Annotated in this window: 20 protein-coding genes; 9 read left to right on the top strand and 11 right to left on the bottom strand. The window is 59.7% G+C overall.

Annotation, left to right across the window (positions count from 1 at the left end; translation table 11 throughout):
- The first annotated feature begins 49 nt into the window (after nucleotides 1-49).
- Both HGP12_RS02135 and HGP12_RS02130 read left to right on the top strand, forming a co-directional pair.
- Complete coding sequence (locus tag HGP12_RS02135) at nucleotides 50-1,183, top strand: esterase-like activity of phytase family protein (RefSeq protein WP_168838896.1); 1,134 nt, start codon at nucleotides 50-52, stop codon at nucleotides 1,181-1,183.
- 139 nt (nucleotides 1,184-1,322) lie between these two features.
- The gene (locus HGP12_RS02130; RefSeq protein WP_168838895.1) at nucleotides 1,323-2,501 is read left to right on the top strand and encodes an AI-2E family transporter; all 1,179 of its coding nucleotides are present in this window, start codon (nucleotides 1,323-1,325) and stop codon (nucleotides 2,499-2,501) included.
- A 6-nt stretch (nucleotides 2,502-2,507) separates the two neighbouring features.
- On the opposite strand, the gene HGP12_RS02125 is transcribed toward HGP12_RS02130, so the two are convergent.
- The 4 genes from HGP12_RS02125 to HGP12_RS02110 all read right to left on the bottom strand — a co-directional run bounded on the left by HGP12_RS02125 (nucleotide 2,508) and on the right by HGP12_RS02110 (nucleotide 5,468).
- Nucleotides 2,508-2,972 carry a GNAT family N-acetyltransferase gene (locus HGP12_RS02125; RefSeq protein ID WP_205926291.1) on the bottom strand — a complete coding sequence of 155 codons (465 nt, stop codon included), beginning with the start codon at nucleotides 2,970-2,972 and terminating at the stop codon, nucleotides 2,508-2,510.
- A gap of 35 nt (nucleotides 2,973-3,007) precedes the next feature.
- Nucleotides 3,008-4,147, bottom strand: a complete 1,140-nt coding sequence (locus tag HGP12_RS02120) for a DUF2336 domain-containing protein (protein WP_168838894.1) — start codon at nucleotides 4,145-4,147, stop codon at nucleotides 3,008-3,010.
- Nucleotides 4,148-4,275: 128 nt separating this feature from the next.
- The gene (locus tag HGP12_RS02115) at nucleotides 4,276-4,881 is read right to left on the bottom strand and encodes a flavin reductase family protein (protein ID WP_168839171.1); all 606 of its coding nucleotides are present in this window, start codon (nucleotides 4,879-4,881) and stop codon (nucleotides 4,276-4,278) included.
- Complete coding sequence (locus HGP12_RS02110) at nucleotides 4,881-5,468, bottom strand: nitroreductase (protein WP_168838893.1); 588 nt, start codon at nucleotides 5,466-5,468, stop codon at nucleotides 4,881-4,883. The genes HGP12_RS02115 and HGP12_RS02110 overlap by 1 nt, the downstream gene beginning before the upstream one ends.
- 110 nt (nucleotides 5,469-5,578) lie before the next feature.
- On the opposite strand from HGP12_RS02110, the gene HGP12_RS02105 reads away from it, so the two are divergent.
- Nucleotides 5,579-6,691, top strand: coding sequence for a DUF4493 domain-containing protein (locus tag HGP12_RS02105; protein ID WP_168838892.1), 1,113 nt, complete (start codon nucleotides 5,579-5,581; stop codon nucleotides 6,689-6,691).
- A gap of 80 nt (nucleotides 6,692-6,771) precedes the next feature.
- Here the strand turns inward: HGP12_RS02105 and HGP12_RS02100 are convergent, their stop codons facing one another.
- The 5 genes from HGP12_RS02100 to HGP12_RS02080 all read right to left on the bottom strand — a co-directional run bounded on the left by HGP12_RS02100 (nucleotide 6,772) and on the right by HGP12_RS02080 (nucleotide 11,307).
- Nucleotides 6,772-7,611, bottom strand: a complete 840-nt coding sequence (locus HGP12_RS02100; RefSeq protein ID WP_168838891.1) for a lysophospholipid acyltransferase family protein — start codon at nucleotides 7,609-7,611, stop codon at nucleotides 6,772-6,774.
- Between the two features lie 144 nt (nucleotides 7,612-7,755).
- Nucleotides 7,756-9,744 carry a threonine--tRNA ligase gene (gene thrS, locus HGP12_RS02095; RefSeq protein WP_168838890.1) on the bottom strand — a complete coding sequence of 663 codons (1,989 nt, stop codon included), beginning with the start codon at nucleotides 9,742-9,744 and terminating at the stop codon, nucleotides 7,756-7,758.
- 128 nt (nucleotides 9,745-9,872) lie between these two features.
- Nucleotides 9,873-10,400 carry a DUF1697 domain-containing protein gene (locus tag HGP12_RS02090; protein ID WP_168839170.1) on the bottom strand — a complete coding sequence of 176 codons (528 nt, stop codon included), beginning with the start codon at nucleotides 10,398-10,400 and terminating at the stop codon, nucleotides 9,873-9,875.
- Between the two features lie 5 nt (nucleotides 10,401-10,405).
- Nucleotides 10,406-10,828 (bottom strand): membrane protein insertion efficiency factor YidD, encoded by a 423-nt coding sequence (gene yidD, locus HGP12_RS02085; protein WP_168838889.1) that lies wholly within the window; start codon nucleotides 10,826-10,828, stop codon nucleotides 10,406-10,408.
- 14 nt (nucleotides 10,829-10,842) lie between these two features.
- Complete coding sequence (locus HGP12_RS02080; RefSeq protein ID WP_312862840.1) at nucleotides 10,843-11,307, bottom strand: iron-sulfur cluster assembly scaffold protein; 465 nt, start codon at nucleotides 11,305-11,307, stop codon at nucleotides 10,843-10,845.
- A gap of 403 nt (nucleotides 11,308-11,710) precedes the next feature.
- Here HGP12_RS02080 and folE point away from each other — a divergent pair, with 403 nt between their 5' ends.
- The 3 genes from folE (at nucleotide 11,711) to HGP12_RS02065 (ending at nucleotide 13,862) form a co-directional block, all read left to right on the top strand.
- On the top strand, nucleotides 11,711-12,322 hold the full coding sequence (gene folE, locus HGP12_RS02075; RefSeq protein WP_168838887.1) for a GTP cyclohydrolase I FolE: 612 nt from the start codon (nucleotides 11,711-11,713) through the stop codon (nucleotides 12,320-12,322).
- Between the two features lie 25 nt (nucleotides 12,323-12,347).
- Nucleotides 12,348-12,797: a phosphoribosyl-AMP cyclohydrolase gene (gene hisI / locus HGP12_RS02070; RefSeq protein ID WP_168838886.1), complete on the top strand. Its 450-nt coding sequence runs from the start codon at nucleotides 12,348-12,350 to the stop codon at nucleotides 12,795-12,797.
- A 105-nt stretch (nucleotides 12,798-12,902) separates the two neighbouring features.
- Entirely contained in the window at nucleotides 12,903-13,862 is a 960-nt protein-coding gene (locus HGP12_RS02065) for a patatin-like phospholipase family protein (protein ID WP_168838885.1), read from the top strand.
- Between the two features lie 96 nt (nucleotides 13,863-13,958).
- Here the strand turns inward: HGP12_RS02065 and HGP12_RS02060 are convergent, their stop codons facing one another.
- A complete protein-coding gene (locus tag HGP12_RS02060; RefSeq protein ID WP_112343114.1) occupies nucleotides 13,959-14,393 on the bottom strand; it encodes a CBS domain-containing protein in 435 nt (144 codons plus the stop codon).
- Between the two features lie 165 nt (nucleotides 14,394-14,558).
- Nucleotides 14,559-15,329: a rhomboid family intramembrane serine protease gene (locus HGP12_RS02055; protein ID WP_168838884.1), complete on the bottom strand. Its 771-nt coding sequence runs from the start codon at nucleotides 15,327-15,329 to the stop codon at nucleotides 14,559-14,561.
- A 314-nt stretch (nucleotides 15,330-15,643) separates the two neighbouring features.
- Here HGP12_RS02055 and HGP12_RS02050 point away from each other — a divergent pair, with 314 nt between their 5' ends.
- From HGP12_RS02050 to pip, 3 genes are all read left to right on the top strand, one after another.
- A complete protein-coding gene (locus HGP12_RS02050; RefSeq protein WP_246703228.1) occupies nucleotides 15,644-16,306 on the top strand; it encodes a PAS domain-containing protein in 663 nt (220 codons plus the stop codon).
- An 83-nt stretch (nucleotides 16,307-16,389) separates the two neighbouring features.
- Nucleotides 16,390-17,019, top strand: a complete 630-nt coding sequence (locus tag HGP12_RS02045) for a PilZ domain-containing protein (RefSeq protein WP_168838882.1) — start codon at nucleotides 16,390-16,392, stop codon at nucleotides 17,017-17,019.
- A gap of 72 nt (nucleotides 17,020-17,091) precedes the next feature.
- Nucleotides 17,092-18,054, top strand: coding sequence for a prolyl aminopeptidase (gene pip, locus HGP12_RS02040; protein ID WP_205926290.1), 963 nt, complete (start codon nucleotides 17,092-17,094; stop codon nucleotides 18,052-18,054).
- Nucleotides 18,055-18,124 lie beyond the last annotated feature (70 nt).

Raw genomic sequence — 18,124 nt, 5'->3', positions numbered from 1 at the left:
GCATTGCCTTGGATGTCACCATTTAACCGTTCGGATTGACCATACCGCCATGCTGAAATCCTTTTTGACGACCGTTGCCGCCGCTCTCCTTCTTGGCTTTCCCGTTCGTGCCGCCGACATCGGCACCACCATCGACGTGCCCTGCCCTTTTGGCGACTGCAACGCCGGCATCAGCCTTTCCTATCTCGGCAGCTATGACATACCGACCGGCTTTACGGAAAACGGCGTCGAAGTCGGCGGCCTTTCGGGCATCGAATTCGATCCATCCACCGGCCGCTATATTTCCATCAGCGACGATCGCTCCGAAAAGGCGCCTGCCCGTTTTTACCGTCTCGATATCGACGTCGGCGCCAATGGTCTGAACGGAGTGGCGGTTCTCGATCACGTCACGCTGAAGGACAAGGACGGCCAGCCTTTCGCATTCCGCAAGGTGGATGCGGAATCCATCCGCTTCGGCAGGGACGGCATTTACTGGAGCAGCGAAGGCGACGGTAAGGCACTGTTGCCACCCTTCGTGCGCATAGCTGATCGCGACGGCAATTTCATGCGCGAGTTCTCGCTTCCGGCGGGATTTGCCCCCACCGCCGACAAGGGCACCGGCATCCGCGACAATCTCGCATTCGAGGGCCTGGCGTTCCTCCCTGGCGGCGATCTGATCGTCGGCACCGAATCCGCGCTCTACCAGGATGGACCGATTACGACGCTGACCGGCGGCGCGCTTGCCCGCCTGATCCGCTATGATGTGGCGACCGGCGAGCAGAAGGCGCAATATGCTTATCCGATCTCGCCCATTCCCCAGGCGCCGTCAACGGCAAGTGGCTGGAACGACTTCGGCCTGTCCGAGATCCTGGCGCTTGATGACCGCCATCTGCTGTCGATCGAGCGCGGCTATGCGCAGGGGGTCGGCAATTCGGTCGTCATCAACATGTTCGATCTCGACGGCGCCACCGATGTCTCGAACATCCCGTCCCTGGCGAAAACCGATCAGCGAATCGTTCCCGTGCGCAAGACGCAGATCATGGATCTGAGAGCGCTCGGCCTTGCGCCCGATAACATCGAAGGCATCACCTTCGGCAAGGCGAAGGACGGCACTGACGTCTTGATCCTCGTCGCCGACAACAATTTCAATCCGACGCAAAAGACCCAGTTTTTTGCATTCAAGGTGATCCGTCGCCCCTCGTGACAGCTCATTCTTATTTGCACCGCAGTCGTGTTATTGTCACGGCAGCGGAATAAAGAGGCTTTCAGGGCGTTGCTCTTGAAAGAGCCTAGATCATACCCCATAACCGGGAGGTCTAGTAAAGAGGGGCGAAATAAGTCCGGTGGGTGTATTTGAACGTCAAAAGCCGAAGGAGCATCGGTGGCTTGGGCCGAGCGCGCATGCGCGTATGCCGCTTATTCCATCTATCTCCGCGGCGCGTTGGCTGCTGATCCTGATTGCCATTGCGGGCATCTATTTCTTCTACGGTTTTCTCGTTCCGGTTCTGGCAGCGGCAGTGATCGGTTTCGCCACCTGGCCACTTTATAGCGAGCTTGTGCGCCGCACCGGCGGAAATACTACGCTCGCGGCCACGATTGCCCTCATGTTCATCGTCACCTTTCTCGTTCTGCCGATCGTTCTGTCGGCCATCTATATGGCCGGCGAAGTGCGCGAGTGGTTCGGCTGGGCTGTACACGTCAACCGCGAAGGCGCGCTGCCGCCGCAATGGATTCTGGCCTTGCCTGTCATAGGATCCTGGCTCGGCGAACAGTGGACGCAATATGTCGGCAGCCCCGGCTCGCTCGGCGAACTGGCACAACTCGTCAGTGGCGCGCATATCGGCAATATCTACAGAGCCGTGCTTGCGGCCGGCGGCGGGGCATTCCATGTCATTCTGACCCTGCTGTTCATGCTGATTGCGCTGTTCTTCATCTATCGAGACGGTTCGACATTCGTTCGGCAAGTCGATCTGCTCGGCGAGCGCATCCTTCCGAACCGCTGGGAACGGATTTCCCGGGTTGTTCCCGCGACTATCAGCTCGACCGTCATGGGCATGACGCTGATTGCCATTGGTGAGGGTATCGTTCTCGGCGTGGCCTATTGGATCGCCGGCGCTCCGTCCGCCATCACGCTCGGCGTCCTCACGGGTGTCATGGCGCTGGTGCCGGGCGGCGCTCCGCTGTCGATGTCGCTCGTTTCGATCTATCTCGTCGCGAGCGGTTCGCTCTGGGCGGGCATTGCCCTCTTCCTCTGGGGCACCATCGAACTCTTCATTGTCGATAAGACGCTTCGCCCGAAGCTCGTCGGCGGCCCGATCAAGCTGCCTTTCCTGCCGACCTTCTTCGGTCTCGTCGGCGGCGTGAAAACCATGGGCTTTCTCGGCCTCTTCATCGGGCCGGTCCTGATGGCGATCATCGTCGCGATCTGGCGCGAATGGATCCGCGAAGCCGAATTGACCGAGGAGCAGCAAGCGAAGGAACCGGAACTGCAGCTCCATGTCCGAGACGCTGCCGAACGCTGACCTTCGCTATTTCTGCGTCAGCTGTTTCTCCATGAACAGGCTGAGCGGGTCCGGCTGGTAGTCGCCGAAGGCAGCGATGTCGACATAACCGAACCTCCGATAAAGGCCGATTGCTTCCGGCTGGTATATGCCCGTCTCCAGCCGGATCGCTGAAAGGCGCTTTTCCAGCGCTTTCGCTTCGAGCGTTTCCATCAGCTTGCGCGCGACGCTGCGTCCTCGGGCTGCTGGATCGACGAACATGCGCTTGATTTCCGCCGTGCCGTCACCGGCCTCCACCAGGGCGCAACATCCGACGATGGCTTCCTCCAGCCTTGCGACCCAGAACGTCACGTCCGGTTTCTCCAGCGAAGCCAGATCAAGGATGTGATTGCTCTCGGGCGGATAAAGCGATTCCGCATAGGCGCTCGACATGTCGAGAAGGCGGATGACGCCTTCCTGGCGCGGGGATTCGATGGCGATCGTCAGCGGCAAGTTGAACCTCGGAAAAATGAGCCGCGCGCTGGATATCACGCAGCGGCGAGCGTCGCCAGAGCTGCGAAGCTACGCGCGGCCTGTCGCCGCTCGGCGTTCGCCAGCTTTTCCACCATGTCGAGCAGCTGCGTCGCGGCGGCGGGAGGCTGTTCGGCAAGGCGGAATTTACGCATCAGCTGCGAAGAGACGTTCTCCAGCATGGCGGCACTGTTCTTGCGGGACGCTTCGCGCCAGATCAGCGTCGCCTCGACGAAGATCGTGCTGATGTCGCGCGTCAATCCCGCGCTTTCATAAAGCGCCCGGATGGCATGGACGCGGCCTCTGGAGATGATGGAGCGCACGCGCCGTTCGTCGCAGCCGGAAAGATTGGTGATCGCGCACGCAAAGAAATCGACCTTGCCGGAGCACAGCGCATGCATCAGGAAGGCCGGCGTCAGCCAGCCGGATTGCCGCAGATGCTCCACGAGATCGGGCAGCTGCTCGTGCCCTGCCGTTCCCGCAATGGCGACGGTTGTGGATTCGGCCGCTTCGCGCGTCACCTGCTGCAGCCTGCTGCTGCCGATAACGCTCTGAACGAGCGTTGATTCCGACAGCGCCTCACTGACCCGGAGCATCAGCTGGTGCCTGACATCCGAAGACAGGGCGTCACGCGAAAGAAGCAGGCCGCGTATATCGGCGCAATCGCCCAGGCGCTCGGCGATGCGCTTAAGCGATGCCTGCGAAAGCAATGCGCCATCATTTTCGAGCAGACATAGGATTTCCGCCTCCCCGCCGATCTCGGCAAGCGCGGCACAGACAGCACGCGGCACCTGGCCGCGGGAGGCAATCAGGACTCGCGTCACGTCGCTGCCATGCAGCGCCAGATCGACAAGATCGGCATCGGTGAACACTGGCGAAAGCAGGATGATCTGTCCTGCTATTTCCGGCTGATCTCCAGCCAGAGACAGAATGACATTGCGGGGAGCACCGGCCGAGCGGGCGACTGCTTCGGCAAGCGCAAGCCGGACGCGCGGAGACGGATCATCGAGCAGATAGGTCATCGCCATTTCCGCGGCGGCGCGCTCTTCCCTAGGCATCTCCGACTGCAAATAGGCTCGGCCGAGCGCATTGGCCGCCCTAGCCCTGCTTTCTGCCTTGGCGGTCTCGGCCCAGCGGAGAAATGCTTCTATGATCACGTAATGCCCCGATAGCGACGAGGCGATTCCCGCCCCGCAAACTCATATTCCCCACGCTATCGAGGAAAAGTTTACGGGACGTTTACCGTGCTTATTAACCTTTTGCATATCAGTGCGATGGCCCCCCTTCAGGGTGCCTTTGGCCGCATCATCTCGAAGACGTCGCTGCCCTCGCTATAATCCATGTAGCCCATGCGCGCGACGGGCCGCGCAAGCGCCATGTCCAGCCTGCCGTCACGGATGATCGCCTCGTCGATGTGGATGCCCACAACCTGACCGATGGCCATGATGTTTTCCGACGTCTCGCCATCGAGGCCCTTTGGCCGTAGTACTTCGGTGACGCGGCATTCGAGAACCGCGAAAGCTTCGCCGACATAAGGCGCATCCACCAGCTGGCCCGGTTTCGCCGTCAACCCGGACAGCTCGAATTCATTGGTGCCGTAGGGAACGGCAATCGACGAATGGTTCATCTTTTCGACGATGTGACGGCTGACGAGATTGGCGGTGAAAACGCCGGTTTCCTCGACATTGCGCACGCTGTCCTTGCGGCCGGCGGAGGAGAACATCACCAGCTTCGGCCGGTCGCTAACCGCGTTGAAAAAGGAGTAGGGAGACAGGTTCAGCGAACCATCCCTGCCCTTGCTGCCGATCCAGCCGATCGGCCTTGGCGCGACGATGGCCTTGAAAGGGTCATGCAACAGCCCGTGGCGATTGCTGTCCGTCGTGTAGAACATCATGCGTCCTCCCCACCGACCCAGCTTACAGTCTCCGACAGTTCCGGGCGCGGGCGCTCGACGGGAGGGAAGCTGGAGGAGCCGATATGGATGAATCCGGCTACCTTTTCGCTCGGCTTAACGCCCAGCAGCGGATAGGCGCGCTCATCATAGGCGAACCATTCGGTCAGCCAATTGGAGACCCAGCCATGAGCATTCGCTGAAATCAGCAGGTTCAGGCAAAGCGCGCCGGCCGACATCAGTTGTTCCCATTCCGGAATCTTGAAATGCGGCGCGGCCTTGCTGACGACGGCGATGACGACCGGAGCGCGGGTGAAGCGAGTGCGTTCGACCTGGATCATTTCCTCCGAGAGCTCAGGCTTTGCCTGCAGCGCGAGTTTCAGCAACTCCTCGCCGATACGCGCCCGCTCTTCGCCGCGGTAGACAATGAAGCGCCAGGGGGCAAGCTTGCCATGATCCGGCACGCGCGAGGCCAGCCGGATGATCTCCTCGATCTCGGCCTTGCCCGGCCCCGGCTCCGACATTTGAAACGCGGGAATGGATCGGCGCACGGCGAGATAATCGACCAGCTTGATATCGGTTTTCATTAAGGAACTGCCTTCATTTTGGCTTGTGCTAAGAGGTAGGTCTTGAATTTGCCACTGCATTGGTTTTGAAGTGGCTTGTGTTTTATCGGAAGTCAATCGGTTGGGTATCCATGTCAGGCATTTCATCCGCTCGCCGATTGAGTGCTGTGATCGCGATCTTCGCGAGCGTGAGTACGGCCGCCTCCGCGCAGGAAGCCTTCAAGGAATTCAAGCAGCTGGACGGCAGCGTAAAGATGCCCAAGCTGAACGCCTTCGTGGCGCCCGCTGGGGAGAATTCGGCCTCCCGCACCTTGCGTGACGTTTCGCTCGAAGCGAGGATGACGCCACAGAGCAGCCCGCAGCAGCAAGGCCTCTCCTGGTATGTTTTCAGCCCTGTTGCCGGTGCGGACGGCAAGCTGCCGCTTGTCGCCAGCTCGCGAGGAGGCTCGGCCTCATTCCACCTGCTGCCCGGCGACTATTTCGTCAATGTCTCCTTCGGCCGTGCTGGCGTCACCAAGAGGCTGAGCGTCGCGGAAACGGGCGAAACGCAAAAGCAGACGATGGTGCTCGACGCCGGCGGCATGGTCTTGAACGCCGTATCCGGATCCGATGTCCGGATCCCGCCGAATGAGCTGAGCTTCTCGATCTATTCCAGCGAAGCCAAGGAAGACGGGGAACGCGGCCTTGTCATGGACGATGTGAAGCCGAATACGCTGGTCGGCCTCAGCGCCGGCACCTATCACGTCGTTTCCGAATATGGCGACGTCAACGCCGTCATCCGTGCCGACATTCAGGTGGAAGCCGGCAAGGTGACGCAGGCGACCATCCAGCACAGGGCGGCGAAGGTCACACTCAAGCTGGTGTCGGACGCCGGTGGCGAGGCGATCGCCGATACCGCCTGGTCGGTCCTGACATCGGCGGGCGATATTGTCGGCGAAAGCGTCAGCGCCTTTCCGACCATGGTGCTTGCCGAAGGCCGCTACACCGCCGTCGCCCGCAACAAGGACAAGATCTATCAGCGCGATTTCACCATCGCCGCAGGCATGAATACGGATGTGGAAGTGCTGATGAAGCAGCAGCAGCCGCAGGACGCCGATACCGAACAGCCGGCCCGCCAGCTTCCGATCCAGATGCCGCCGATGCGTGAGAGCCAGACACCGTCGGCGACAACCAGTCAGCAACCGCTGCCGACCTACGAACAACTGGCGCCTGCCGGCGGCGACAGCGGCGACAGCATGGATTGATAGCGGCGGCACGCCTTGAGCCACTGGCTGAACTCACTTGAGCGATCACCGCTTGGTGGCAGGTAGCTCGGCGCCCGTGCTTACCCAGCCCTTCGCCGCAGCATCTTTCTTGGCGGCGCCATGGAGAAGACAGCCCCATAGAGCTTCGACAGCAGATCCTTGCGGTCGCTGCCTTCGCTGAGCGCCTCCCAGCTTCTGGGAGCGCCGATATGGGCGGTAATGGTGCTGCCGGAAAGACGCCGGAATTCGCGGATCAGCAGCGAGATGCGCAAGGTCATCGAAATACGGCTCGCCAGATGGAACAGCCGGCCGTTCTGCCCTTCGAAATAGATGGGAATGACGCTCGCGCGCGCCGCCTGGATGAGCTTGGCGGGGAATATCTTCCATGGAAGATCCTCGGCGCGGCCGAAACCCTTCTTGGCTGTTGCGACGCCGCCGGCGGGAAAGACGATGATGGTCGTGCCTTCCTTCAGCAGGCGAACGGCCTCATGCCGGGTTTTCATGTTGATCGCCATCGCTTCCTTGGTTTCCTCGAAGGAGACCGGCAGCGAATAGTCGAGCATCTCAGGCACTTTCAACAATTCATTGTTGATGAGAACCTTGAAGGGGCGCCCCAGCTGCTCGGCAAGTGCCAGCACCGCGATCCCGTCGCCGATACCATAGGGGTGGTTGGCGACGATGACGATCGGCGCTTCGGGGATCTGGCTCGGCGGCCATTCGCCCTTGATGAGCAGGCGCACGTCGATGAGATCGAGCATCTTGCCGAAGACGCGCTCGCTCTTTCCGGCGATATCGGTGCGCCAGATATCGTAAAGCCGGGTGTAACGGTCCCGGCCGGAAAGGCCTTCGATAGAACGGATGAACCAGCGCTTGAGGCGCGGATCCCGTTCATTGGAGTAGGATAATTCTTTGAATTCCAAGTGCGCGACGGGGCTGCCCCGCTCCTATCGTTCCGTTGCGTCACATGTTGCGGCCACAGCAACGCCTTGATTCATCAACTATATGAATGCTCTATGACAATTGTCTGACGGCGCCCTGAAGCGCCGTCAGATGTCCATGGTCCGTCAGGCGGCCTTGGCGCGGCGTGCCGCCCGCTTGCGCAGGATGTCCGGTGCTGTTGCCTCCAGAGCAAGCGAAGCGATGGCTTCGTCAAGCGACATCGAAGTCTGCGCTTGGCTGCCGAGGCGGCGGATATTGACCGAACGCTCCTCGGCTTCCTTCTTGCCGCAGACGATGATGACAGGCACCTTCGTGACCGAATGCTCGCGGATCTTGTAGTTGATCTTCTCGTTGCGGAAATCGGTCTCGACCGTGAGACCGGCATCGCGCAGAGCTTCGGCTACTTCTTCGCCATAGGCATCGGCTTCGGAGGTGATGGTGGCGACAACTACCTGCAGCGGCGAGACCCAAAGCGGCATGTGGCCGGCAAAGTTCTCGATCAGGATGCCGAGGAAGCGCTCCATCGAGCCGCAGATGGCACGATGGATCATGACCGGCTGCGTCTTCTCCGAGTGCTGGTCGATGTAGAAGGCGCCGAAGCGTTCCGGCAGGTTGAAATCGACCTGCGTCGTGCCGCACTGCCATTCACGACCGATGGCATCCTTGAGCGTATATTCGAACTTCGGCCCGTAGAACGCGCCCTCGCCCGGCAGGATGCCGGTCTTGATGCGTCCTTCCGACTGCGCCTCGATCGTCTTCAGCACATCCATCATCACGCTTTCGGCGCGATCCCAGAGTTCGTCGGAACCGACGCGCTTGTCCGGGCGCGTCGAGAGCTTGACGACGATCTCCTTGAAGCCGAAATCCTCATAGACAGAGAGGATCAGGTCGTTGATCTTCAGGCATTCGGCCGCCATCTGCTCATCGGTGCAGAAGATATGAGCGTCATCCTGCGTAAAGCCGCGCACGCGCATCAACCCGTGCAGCGCGCCTGACGGCTCGTAACGATGCACGGCACCGAATTCCGCAAGGCGGATCGGCAGTTCGCGGTAAGACTTCAAGCCATGCTTGAAGATCTGGATATGGCCGGGGCAGTTCATCGGCTTCAGCGCGAAGACGCGATCATCGTCCGTATCGTCGCCGGCGACGGTCACCTTGAACATATTGTCGCGGTACCAGCCCCAATGGCCGGAAGTCTCCCAAAGCGACTTGTCGAGCACCTGCGGCGCGTTGACTTCCTGATAGTCGCCCTCAAGCCGCCGGCGCATGTAGGACACCAGCGTCTGGAACAAGCGCCAGCCCTTGCCGTGCCAGAAGACGACACCGGGGCCTTCTTCCTGGAAATGGAACAGATCCATTTCGCGGCCGAGACGGCGATGATCGCGCTTCTCGGCTTCGGCAAGGATGTGCAGGTAGTTATCGAGATCCGCCTGTTCGGCGAATGCCGTGCCGTAGATGCGGGTCAGCATCGGATTGTTGCTGTCGCCACGCCAATAGGCGCCGGCCACCTTCATCAGCTTGAAGGCGGTGCCGATCTGGCCGGTCGAGGCCATGTGCGGGCCGCGGCAGAGATCGAACCAATCCCCCTGGTAGTAGATCTTCAGATCCTGACCTTCGGGGATGGCATCGACCAGTTCCCCCTTATAGCGCTCGCCCTTGGCGGCAAAAACTTCCTTTGCCTTGTCACGGGACCAGATCTGCTTGGTGAACGGCGCATTGCGCTGGATGATCTCGCGCATCTTCTTCTCGATGACCGGGAGATCATCGGGCGTGAAGGGCTCGTTCTTGGCAAAGTCGTAATAGAAGCCGTTCTCGATCACCGGGCCAATGGTAACCTGCGTACCGGGCCACAATTCCTGAACCGCTTCCGCCATCACATGCGCCGCGTCATGCCGGATAAGCTCCAGCGCGCGGTCGTCCGTGCGGGTAATGATCTCGATCCTGCCATCGGTCACCGGATCGGAAAGGTCGCGCACGGTGCCGTCGATGGCAATGGCGACGGCCTTCTTGGCCAGCGACTTGGAAATGGATTCGGCGACATCGCGACCGGTCGTGCCGGCAGCGAAGCTGCGCACGGAATCATCGGGAAATGTCAGGGAAACGGATTGGGACATCGATATTCTCCTTGTCCAGTCCCGCCAACGAATGCGGGTGGTTTCGTAAAAAGAGGACCAAGTAAATACTTACTTATGTCCGCGCGCCTGATAGCCGCATTTCGTGATCTAGTAAAGAAAAAGCGGCGTTAGCGGCGGATCATCTCGGCCAAACCGCGCACCGTGTTCCAATTCCGCATCGTTCCGACGCCAAGCCTCTTTGTCGTCAAGGCCGGCAACATTTTGGTCTCGCTGGCCTTGAGGCCGAAATCGATCCAGAGATCGCCATCGACAACAGCCATGCGCTCGCTGCGGCGGTATTTCTCCAGCGTACCGAGGATTTCAGATTCGAGCGGCTGTCGCATAACCCGAACGATGACCTCACTGCCGATGCCGTCGCCGAAAGGATTGCCCTCGGTAAGCTTCAGCCATGTATCCGCATCGCGCACGATGATGTCGACATGCTTGCCGAAAGCCGCAGCAAAGCCGGCTTCGAGTTGTTCTTCAATCGCGGCGATCGGCTGTTTCTCGCATTCGAAAATCAGATTGCCGGTAGCGACCAGCGTTCTGGCATTGTGATAACCCAACCCCTCCGCCATCGCCTTGAGATCGGCCATAACGACCCTGCGACCTTGGCCGAGAACAATGCTGTGAAGCAGTGCCACATAAAGCGCCATGCGGATCAGGCGGTCTTCCGCCCAAGGCGGAAGTAGCGCCAAGGGGTCCACCAGTGATAGCGGCGCTCCAGCTCGCTGGGCACGGGATCGAGCCCGCTTGTACCACCGGGTCCACAGCGGGCGACACGAAACAGCGTCATCCAGCCACCGGCCCAAAGCCCGTGGCGAGCAACGGCTTCATAGCCATATTCCGAACAGGTCGGGATATGGCGGCAGGAATTGCCGACAAAACCTGAGAGCGTGAGCTGATAGAGGCGAATGAGGCCCATGCCGAAAAGCCTGTCCGGGGTCTTGCGCAATGGGCCGGAATAATTTCGCGACTGCGTCGCCTTGTCGCTGGCTGGTGACGTATGGCGTCGCGCATGCCTGGGAGGAGCGGCGCCACCCTCATCTTCATCGTCTTCCTGCATGAGACAGAATTGGCACATCGTCAGTATTCCGCTCAGACCTCTTCGGCCGTTTTGGTATTTCCACCCTGACGCGCCGCTTCGATCTGCCCGATCGCATCGACGACGGCATCGAAGGTCAGCATCGTCGAGGCATGACGGGCCTTGTAGTCCCGGACGGGCTTCAGATAGCGCATATCCTCGAAGCGCCCGCTCGGCCCTTCGCCATCGGCCTTGAGCATGGCGAGCATATCTTCACGGGCCTTTCGCACTTCATCTGACGAAGCGCCGACGATATGGCGGGCCATGACCGAAGACGATGCCTGGCCGAGGGCGCAGGCCTTGACGTCGTGAGCAAAATCGGTCACGACATCGCCGTCCATTTTCAGCCAGATTTTTACGCGAGAACCGCACAGTCTGGAATGGGCCTGGGCACTGGCATCGGCGTCAGGAAGACTGCCGATACGGCCGATATTGCCGGCAAACTCCAGGATTTTGCTGTTGTAGATGTCGTCCATCACAGATTTTGCTCCGATGCGCCTGCTAGAGCATGATGCCGAAAAGTGTAGGCGGTTTTCGGACGACATCATGCTCTATTTATTTGATCTAGAGCGGATTCAGATTTTTTAGGCCGAGCAGACCTAAAATCATCCGGCTCTAGTGTTTCGTAACAAAAAACACAGCGTGTCCATTTCGGACACTTTCACAGGGACAATGCCATACTATATGTATGTCGTTCGAAGACCATCGAAATGCAATGGTCTTCTGTAAGTTTGATGGGAAACCGTGCAGGACGGCAGGCTTGTCCGCCAGCCAGAACGCCCCGGAGCCCGCCAAAGGTACGTAAGCCTCTTTGTGGGGAATGCCAGTGGCGAGTCCGACAAGATGATATCCGCGTAGTGCGGGTCAGGAGATCCACAGGTAATGGACGCCATTGTAAAGAACTTTCCGCAAGTCGTTGATTCCGAACGTCCGACGCAGAAGGAAGCCGAGGACGCCATCCGCGTTCTGCTTCGCTGGGCCGGCGACGATCCGCAGCGCGAAGGCCTGCTTGATACGCCCGCGCGCGTCGCCAAGGCCTACCGCGAGCTTTTCGCCGGCTATGACATGAATCCCGAAGACGTGCTCGGTCGAACTTTCGAAGAGGTTTCGGGCTACGACGACATCGTCCTCGTGCGCGATATTCCGTTTTTCTCCCATTGCGAACACCACATGGTGCCGATTATCGGCAAGGCGCATGTCGCATATCTGCCGAACGGTCGGGTCCTCGGTCTTTCCAAGATCGCCCGCGTCGTCGATATCTTCGGCCGCCGCCTGCAGACGCAGGAAGCCATGACGGCGCAGATTGCCAATGCGATCGACGACACGCTGCGCCCGCGTGGTGTTGCCGTCATGATCGAGGCCGAGCATATGTGCATGGCCATGCGCGGCGTGCAGAAGCAGGGCTCCTCGACGTTGACGATGACCTTCACCGGTGCCTTCAAGGCCGATCCGGCCGAACAGGCCCGTTTCATGTCCTTGGTCCGGGGTCGCTGACCGGGCTTCAACGAAAGAGCCGGAGATGAACCTGATCTTCAACGCGCCTTCCGAAGACAAATCCGAACTTGAGGATGCCGGCGATTTCACGCCTCGCTTCGACGATCGCGGCCTGATCACCGCGATCGTGACCGATGCGCATGACGGCGAACTCCTTATGGTCGCCCACATGAATGCCGAGGCGCTCGCCCTGACGATCAAGACGGGCACGGCGCATTATTTCAGCCGTTCCCGTGGTAAAATCTGGAAAAAGGGCGAAACCTCCGGAAACTTACAGTCGGTGAAGGAAATTCGTACCGATTGTGATCAGGATGCCATCTGGCTGAAAGTGGAGGTCGCCGGACATGACGCAACGTGCCATACTGGGCGACGTTCCTGCTTCTATCGAACGGTTGAGCTTGAAGAAGGCAAGCCCGTGCTGAGCGTAGTCGACGATCATCTGCATTTCGACCCGGAAGAAGTCTACAAACAGTAGACCCATAGGCGAAACGGTCAAGAAGCCACAACCGATATACGATTTGGAAACGAAAAAGGGACAGTATTTTAGCGGAGGCACGCAGGGCCTCGAAGGAGGCTTCAAATGCTGAATTGGGGGTTGAATCGTCAGAACGGCGGACAGAACTTGACCGGTTCAGGCCTCTCGCAGGATACCTCCAATCCGCTTCCCCCTCCCGCACCACCCAAGAAAGTTAAGATCGCTCTGGCGCTCGGTGGCGGCGCCGCGCGCGGCTGGGCGCATATCGGCGTTCTGCGGGCGCTCGACGAGGCAGGTATTGAAGTCGGCATGATTGCCGGCACGTCGATCGGCGCCTTGGTCGGCGGCTGCTATCTTGCCGGCAAGCTCGACGAACTCGAAGCCTTTGCCCGCTCGCTGACGATGCGCCGCATTGCCAGCCTTCTCGACCTGACCATCGGCGGCAGTGGCCTGTTCGGTGGCATGCGGCTGACCAAGCGCATGCAGGAGCACCTGCAGGGCCTCTCGGTCGAGGATTTGGACCGTCCCTTTGTCGCCGTCGCATCGGAACTGAATACCGGACATGAAGTCTGGATTGCCAATGGCTCCCTGATCACGGCGCTCAGGGCTTCCTATGCCCTACCCGGCATTTTCGAGCCGGTGCGGACCAACGGCCGTACGCTGGTCGACGGCGCCCTCGTCAATCCCGTGCCGGTTTCGGTATGCCGCTCGTACGAACAGCCGCTCGTGGCGGCGGTCAATCTAAACTATGACCTCTTCGGTCGCTCGGCCGTGGTCAAACACAATGTCGGCCAGCTGAGCAGCGATTTGGTGCGGCGTGAAGACACGCCGCCCATGAAACTCGGCATGACTGGCGTCATGGTCCAAGCTTTCAACATCATCCAGGATAGAATTGCCCGCGCCCGCCTGGCTGGCGATCCACCGGATCTTGCGCTGCATCCACGCCTTAGCGATATCGGCCTATCGGAGTTCCATCGCGCAGGCGAAGCTATCGAACGCGGCTACGAGGAAGCTCTGACAAGATTGCCGGAAATCCGCCGCATGCAGGAAGCTTACGCGCGCTAAGGTGTAAATCAAGTTGATAGATCAATTTAGGCCTCTCCGCCAAGAACGGGAGAGGCTCTGTCGATGCCGGACGATCCGGCCCCCCGCTCCTCACCCTCAGCCGGCGATATAAGCTTTGATCTGCTCGGCCTCGAGTTCGATCTCGCGGATGCGCCATTTGACGACGTCACCGATCGAGATGATGCCGGAGAGCTTGCCTTTCTCCTCGACGGGAACGTGACGGAAGCGGCGCATCGTCATCAGTTCCATCAATTCGTCGGTCGTCGTATCTTCCTTGCAGCGGTGTACCTTGGCCGTCATCATCGAAGCGATCGGCTTTTCAAGGCATTCATGGCCATGCTTGGCAACGGCATTGACGACATCCCGCTCGGTGAAGATACCGGAAATCTTGCCGCCTGGACCGACGACCACGATGGCGCCGATGCGATTCTCGTTGAGAATCTTCGCGGCCTCGGCAACGGTTGTGTTACCGCCTGTCGTAACGACGTCGCGACCCTTGGCTTCCAGTATGGCCTTTACGGAAACTGACATTCGATCCTCCCATCTCGAAAGCATGATGAACACTTGAAGGTCCGATATGTTCCGAAATTACCCCCGGAGCTTAAACCGGCGCCCTACCCGTCGGTCGAGTCGATCTCCTCATCTCGCGACCGACGGAGAACAATGGTGCGCCTGTGTCAATGAGAAAGCAACAGCTCATTCATCGAGCGGTAAAGCTTCCTGGGCCTCCTCGCGCGGCTGCCGGTCGAACAGCGCAAAAAGCAGAAATCCGAACAGAAAACCGCCGATATGGGCATCCCATGCCACCGGCTGAGAGCTGTCGCCCGCAAGCGTAATCCCGAAGGCGACAAGCGCGTTACCGGCAACCCACATGACGATATAGGCAATGACGGTACGGCTTTGAAGCGAGCCGAGAATGGTGAGACGCGGATTGAGATGCGCCTCCCGTATGGAGACCCGCCGACCGTCCATGGCCGGGAAAGCGAAGCGGCAAGCCGCGCCCATGAGCGCCGAGACGACCCCGGATGCCCCTATCAGAAGCGTCTGGTCGCCCCAGTAGAGTGCGGCATGCATAAAGGCGGAAGCCGTGGACGAGAAAATCCAGAAGATGACATAGCGCAGGGCGCCGATGCGCCGCGCCACGGGCGCCGCGAAAACCATAAGCCACAGACTATTGAAGACGATGTGCTCGACCCCGCCATGCAGCAGCGAATAGGTGACCGGCGTCCAAAGCCATTCCAGGCCCTGCTGCGACAGGGGAAGGGCGTAGCGGGCCGGGATGAAGCTGAAGGTGAAATAAATCCAGTTCAGCATATCGTCCGACCACCACGGCAGGTTCATGACCGCGAAAATGACGATCAGGAAGGCCAGGCTTGCCAGTATGACGGGAGGCAGATTGAAAGCCGGAGTGCGTTGCCGCGGCCTCGGATCTTCGGGCTCTTGGTGCGGCAGCTGTTCATCATCCATGTCTTGCTCGGCTTGTCTATGAAGGTCATCGACACATAGCACAGCGAAAACCAAAAAAAAGCCGCCCAACAAAGCCGGGCGGCATATCGGGCGCTCCTTCCGGAATTGACCTTGAGGCCGGTCCGGCACCCGTGAAGTTCGTGCTGAAGGTCACTTCGTGAAGTGATGAACGATTCCTTTCATTTGTCGATGCAAAAGGCAACCGAAACCATTCATTAACCCTAACGGCCCGGCTTTGGCATGGAATTCGCAACGCTGGAATTGGAGGCAATGAATGCCTGGGCAATTGAATTGAAATGGGACACGGACGCGGCATGCGCCAGAAGACGAGCATCGACATATTTACCTATTGGGAACGGATACGCGGCAGCGCGGATGCCCCCTTGCGCAATTTGATACAACCGTCGGCAGTCAGCCATATTCTTCCGGAGCTGTTCATCCTGGAAAATACCGCGGACGACAATCCTCGTTTCCGGTTGGCCGGTACGGCGATCTGCAATCTCATGGGGCGCGAGATTCGCGGCGAAAACTTCGCGGCGCTATGGGCCAGCAGCCAGCAGGATGATCCGGTGCGCATCGCCGCCGGCGTGATGGCGCACGTCATTCCAGCGTCTATCCATGCCACGGGCTATTGCGTCAGTGGCCGCAGTATGACTTTCGAAATGACATTGATGCCGGTGCGTTCCTCTGCGGACGTCTGTGACAGGTTGCTGGGATCTCTGACGCCCACCGTTCATTCGACGTGGCTCGGCAACGAGCGTCTGGAGTTTCTGGCGCTGGACCGCAGTCGTTTGCTCTATGAGCGTCCTGCCCGGCTCGTGGAGGCTCCTCCCCACCCCGATCCGACGGATCTTCTGCCGCTTCAGGCAGGCGCCGGCCTTGGTGAATGGATGCGCCGAAAGTTGAATCAAGCAAAGAATAGCCGCGATCGTGCCAGAATTGATCCGGCGCGGGACAGAATCGGCCGTCACCTTTGAGTTATGCCTCGGGAAAGACAACCTTACTTTAAGGAGTTGCGGCTAATAGTTGGAAGAGACGCAATAGGACCCAAGACGCTTCCATGCACTCGTTCCAACCGGCCCAAGCGACGCGGCCCAACCAGTTGGCAGGCAATGCCGTCCGCGGTGATCAACGGACCTTTCAGCGGGTTCCGATCAACATGCAGGGCCGACTGATGTTGGCCAATTATGAGGAATTCGAGTGCCTGGTGACGGAGATGTCGCCGGGCGATCTCTATGTCACCTGCGTGGGACGTCCGCGCGCGGACGAGCGGGTCATCGCCTATATCGACCATCTCGGCCGCGTCGAGGGCAATGTCGTTGCCGTTGACGGCCGTGGTTTCAGCATGTCGATCAACGCCACCGAGCGGAAGCGCGAGAAGCTTGCGGCTCAGCTGACCTGGCTTGCCAACAAGCATGAGCTCGGACTGCCGGAAGATCGCCGCCATGATCGCCTGACGCCGCGCACGACCCGCAGCGAACTCACGCTCGATGACGGCACGCACTATGTCTGCCGCATCATGGACCTCTCGCTTTCGGGCGCTGCCGTCGACGTCGAGATACGCCCCGTGATCGGGACGCCGGTGCGTCTCGGCAACATGCGCGGCCGCGTCGTGCGTCATTTCGTGGAGGGCGTGGCGATCGAGTTCCTCTCCTTGCAGTCGCGCGAGACCTTGCGCGAATTTCTCTGATGCAGTCATCCTCCTGTCACGCAGCGTCGCGAAACAGCGGCGCTTGTCTTTTCTTTGATGCGTTGCGGCGAGATGCTCTACCCGGACACAATTCCCTTTGATGAAGGCCTGCTCGATGTGGGCGACGGCCAGCGGATTTACTGGATGCTCTCAGGCAATCCGGAAGGTGTTCCCGTGCTCATCCTGCACGGCGGCCCGGGATCCGGCAGCTCCGCCGGAACGCGACGCTATTTCGACCCGCAATACTACTGGATCATCCAGTTCGACCAACGCGGCTGCGGACGCAGCCTCCCGCATGCGTCGGAGCCGGAGAGCGATCTCTCGGCAAACACCACATGGCATTCCATCGCCGATATCGAGCAATTGCGGTTGGAGCTCGGTGTCGAACGCTGGACCGTATTCGGCAATTCCTGGGGCTGCACGCTGGCGCTGATCTATGCCGAAACGCATCCGCATCATGTCGACGGCTTGCTTCTCGTCGGCGTCACTATGACGAGGCAATCCGAAATAGATTGGCTTTATCGCGGACTTGGCCGTTTCTTTCCGCAGGAATGGGCGCGCTTCCGGGCCGCCGTGCCACAAGAGGATCGCGACGGCGATCCGGTGGCCGCCTATTATCGTCTTCTATGCGATCCGGATCCCGCAACCCATGTGAAGGCCGCCAGGGATTGGCATGAATGGGAGGCTGCCTCGATCCTGATCGATCCGCGTGCGACCCTGTCGCCGCGCTGGTCCGATCCACACTATTTGACGGCGCGGGCACGGATCATCACTCATTACTTTCATCATCTGGCCTGGCTTGAGGATCGGCAGATCCTGCGCGATATCCATAGGCTTGCCGGTATCCCCTGCGCGATGATTCAAGGACGACTGGATCTCGAGGCACCCCTCGTGACAGCCTGGGAATTGTCGCAGGCTTGGCCGGAAGCGAAACTGGTGATCGTCGCGAATGCTGCCCACTCGATGGCAGTCACCGAAATGACCACTGCGATCATACGCGTGACCGATGGCCTCCGCAGCGATATCAAGCGATAAAAATCAAAAATACTTTTGAGCCGACTTTCTCAAAATGGGACATATCCGGCTGCAAATGGCCGGTTTCAGC

This window comes from Rhizobium sp. P28RR-XV (genome assembly GCF_012641385.1).
GTDB lineage: Bacteria > Pseudomonadota > Alphaproteobacteria > Rhizobiales > Rhizobiaceae > Rhizobium.
This window is presented reverse-complemented; position numbering and strand designations above follow the sequence as displayed.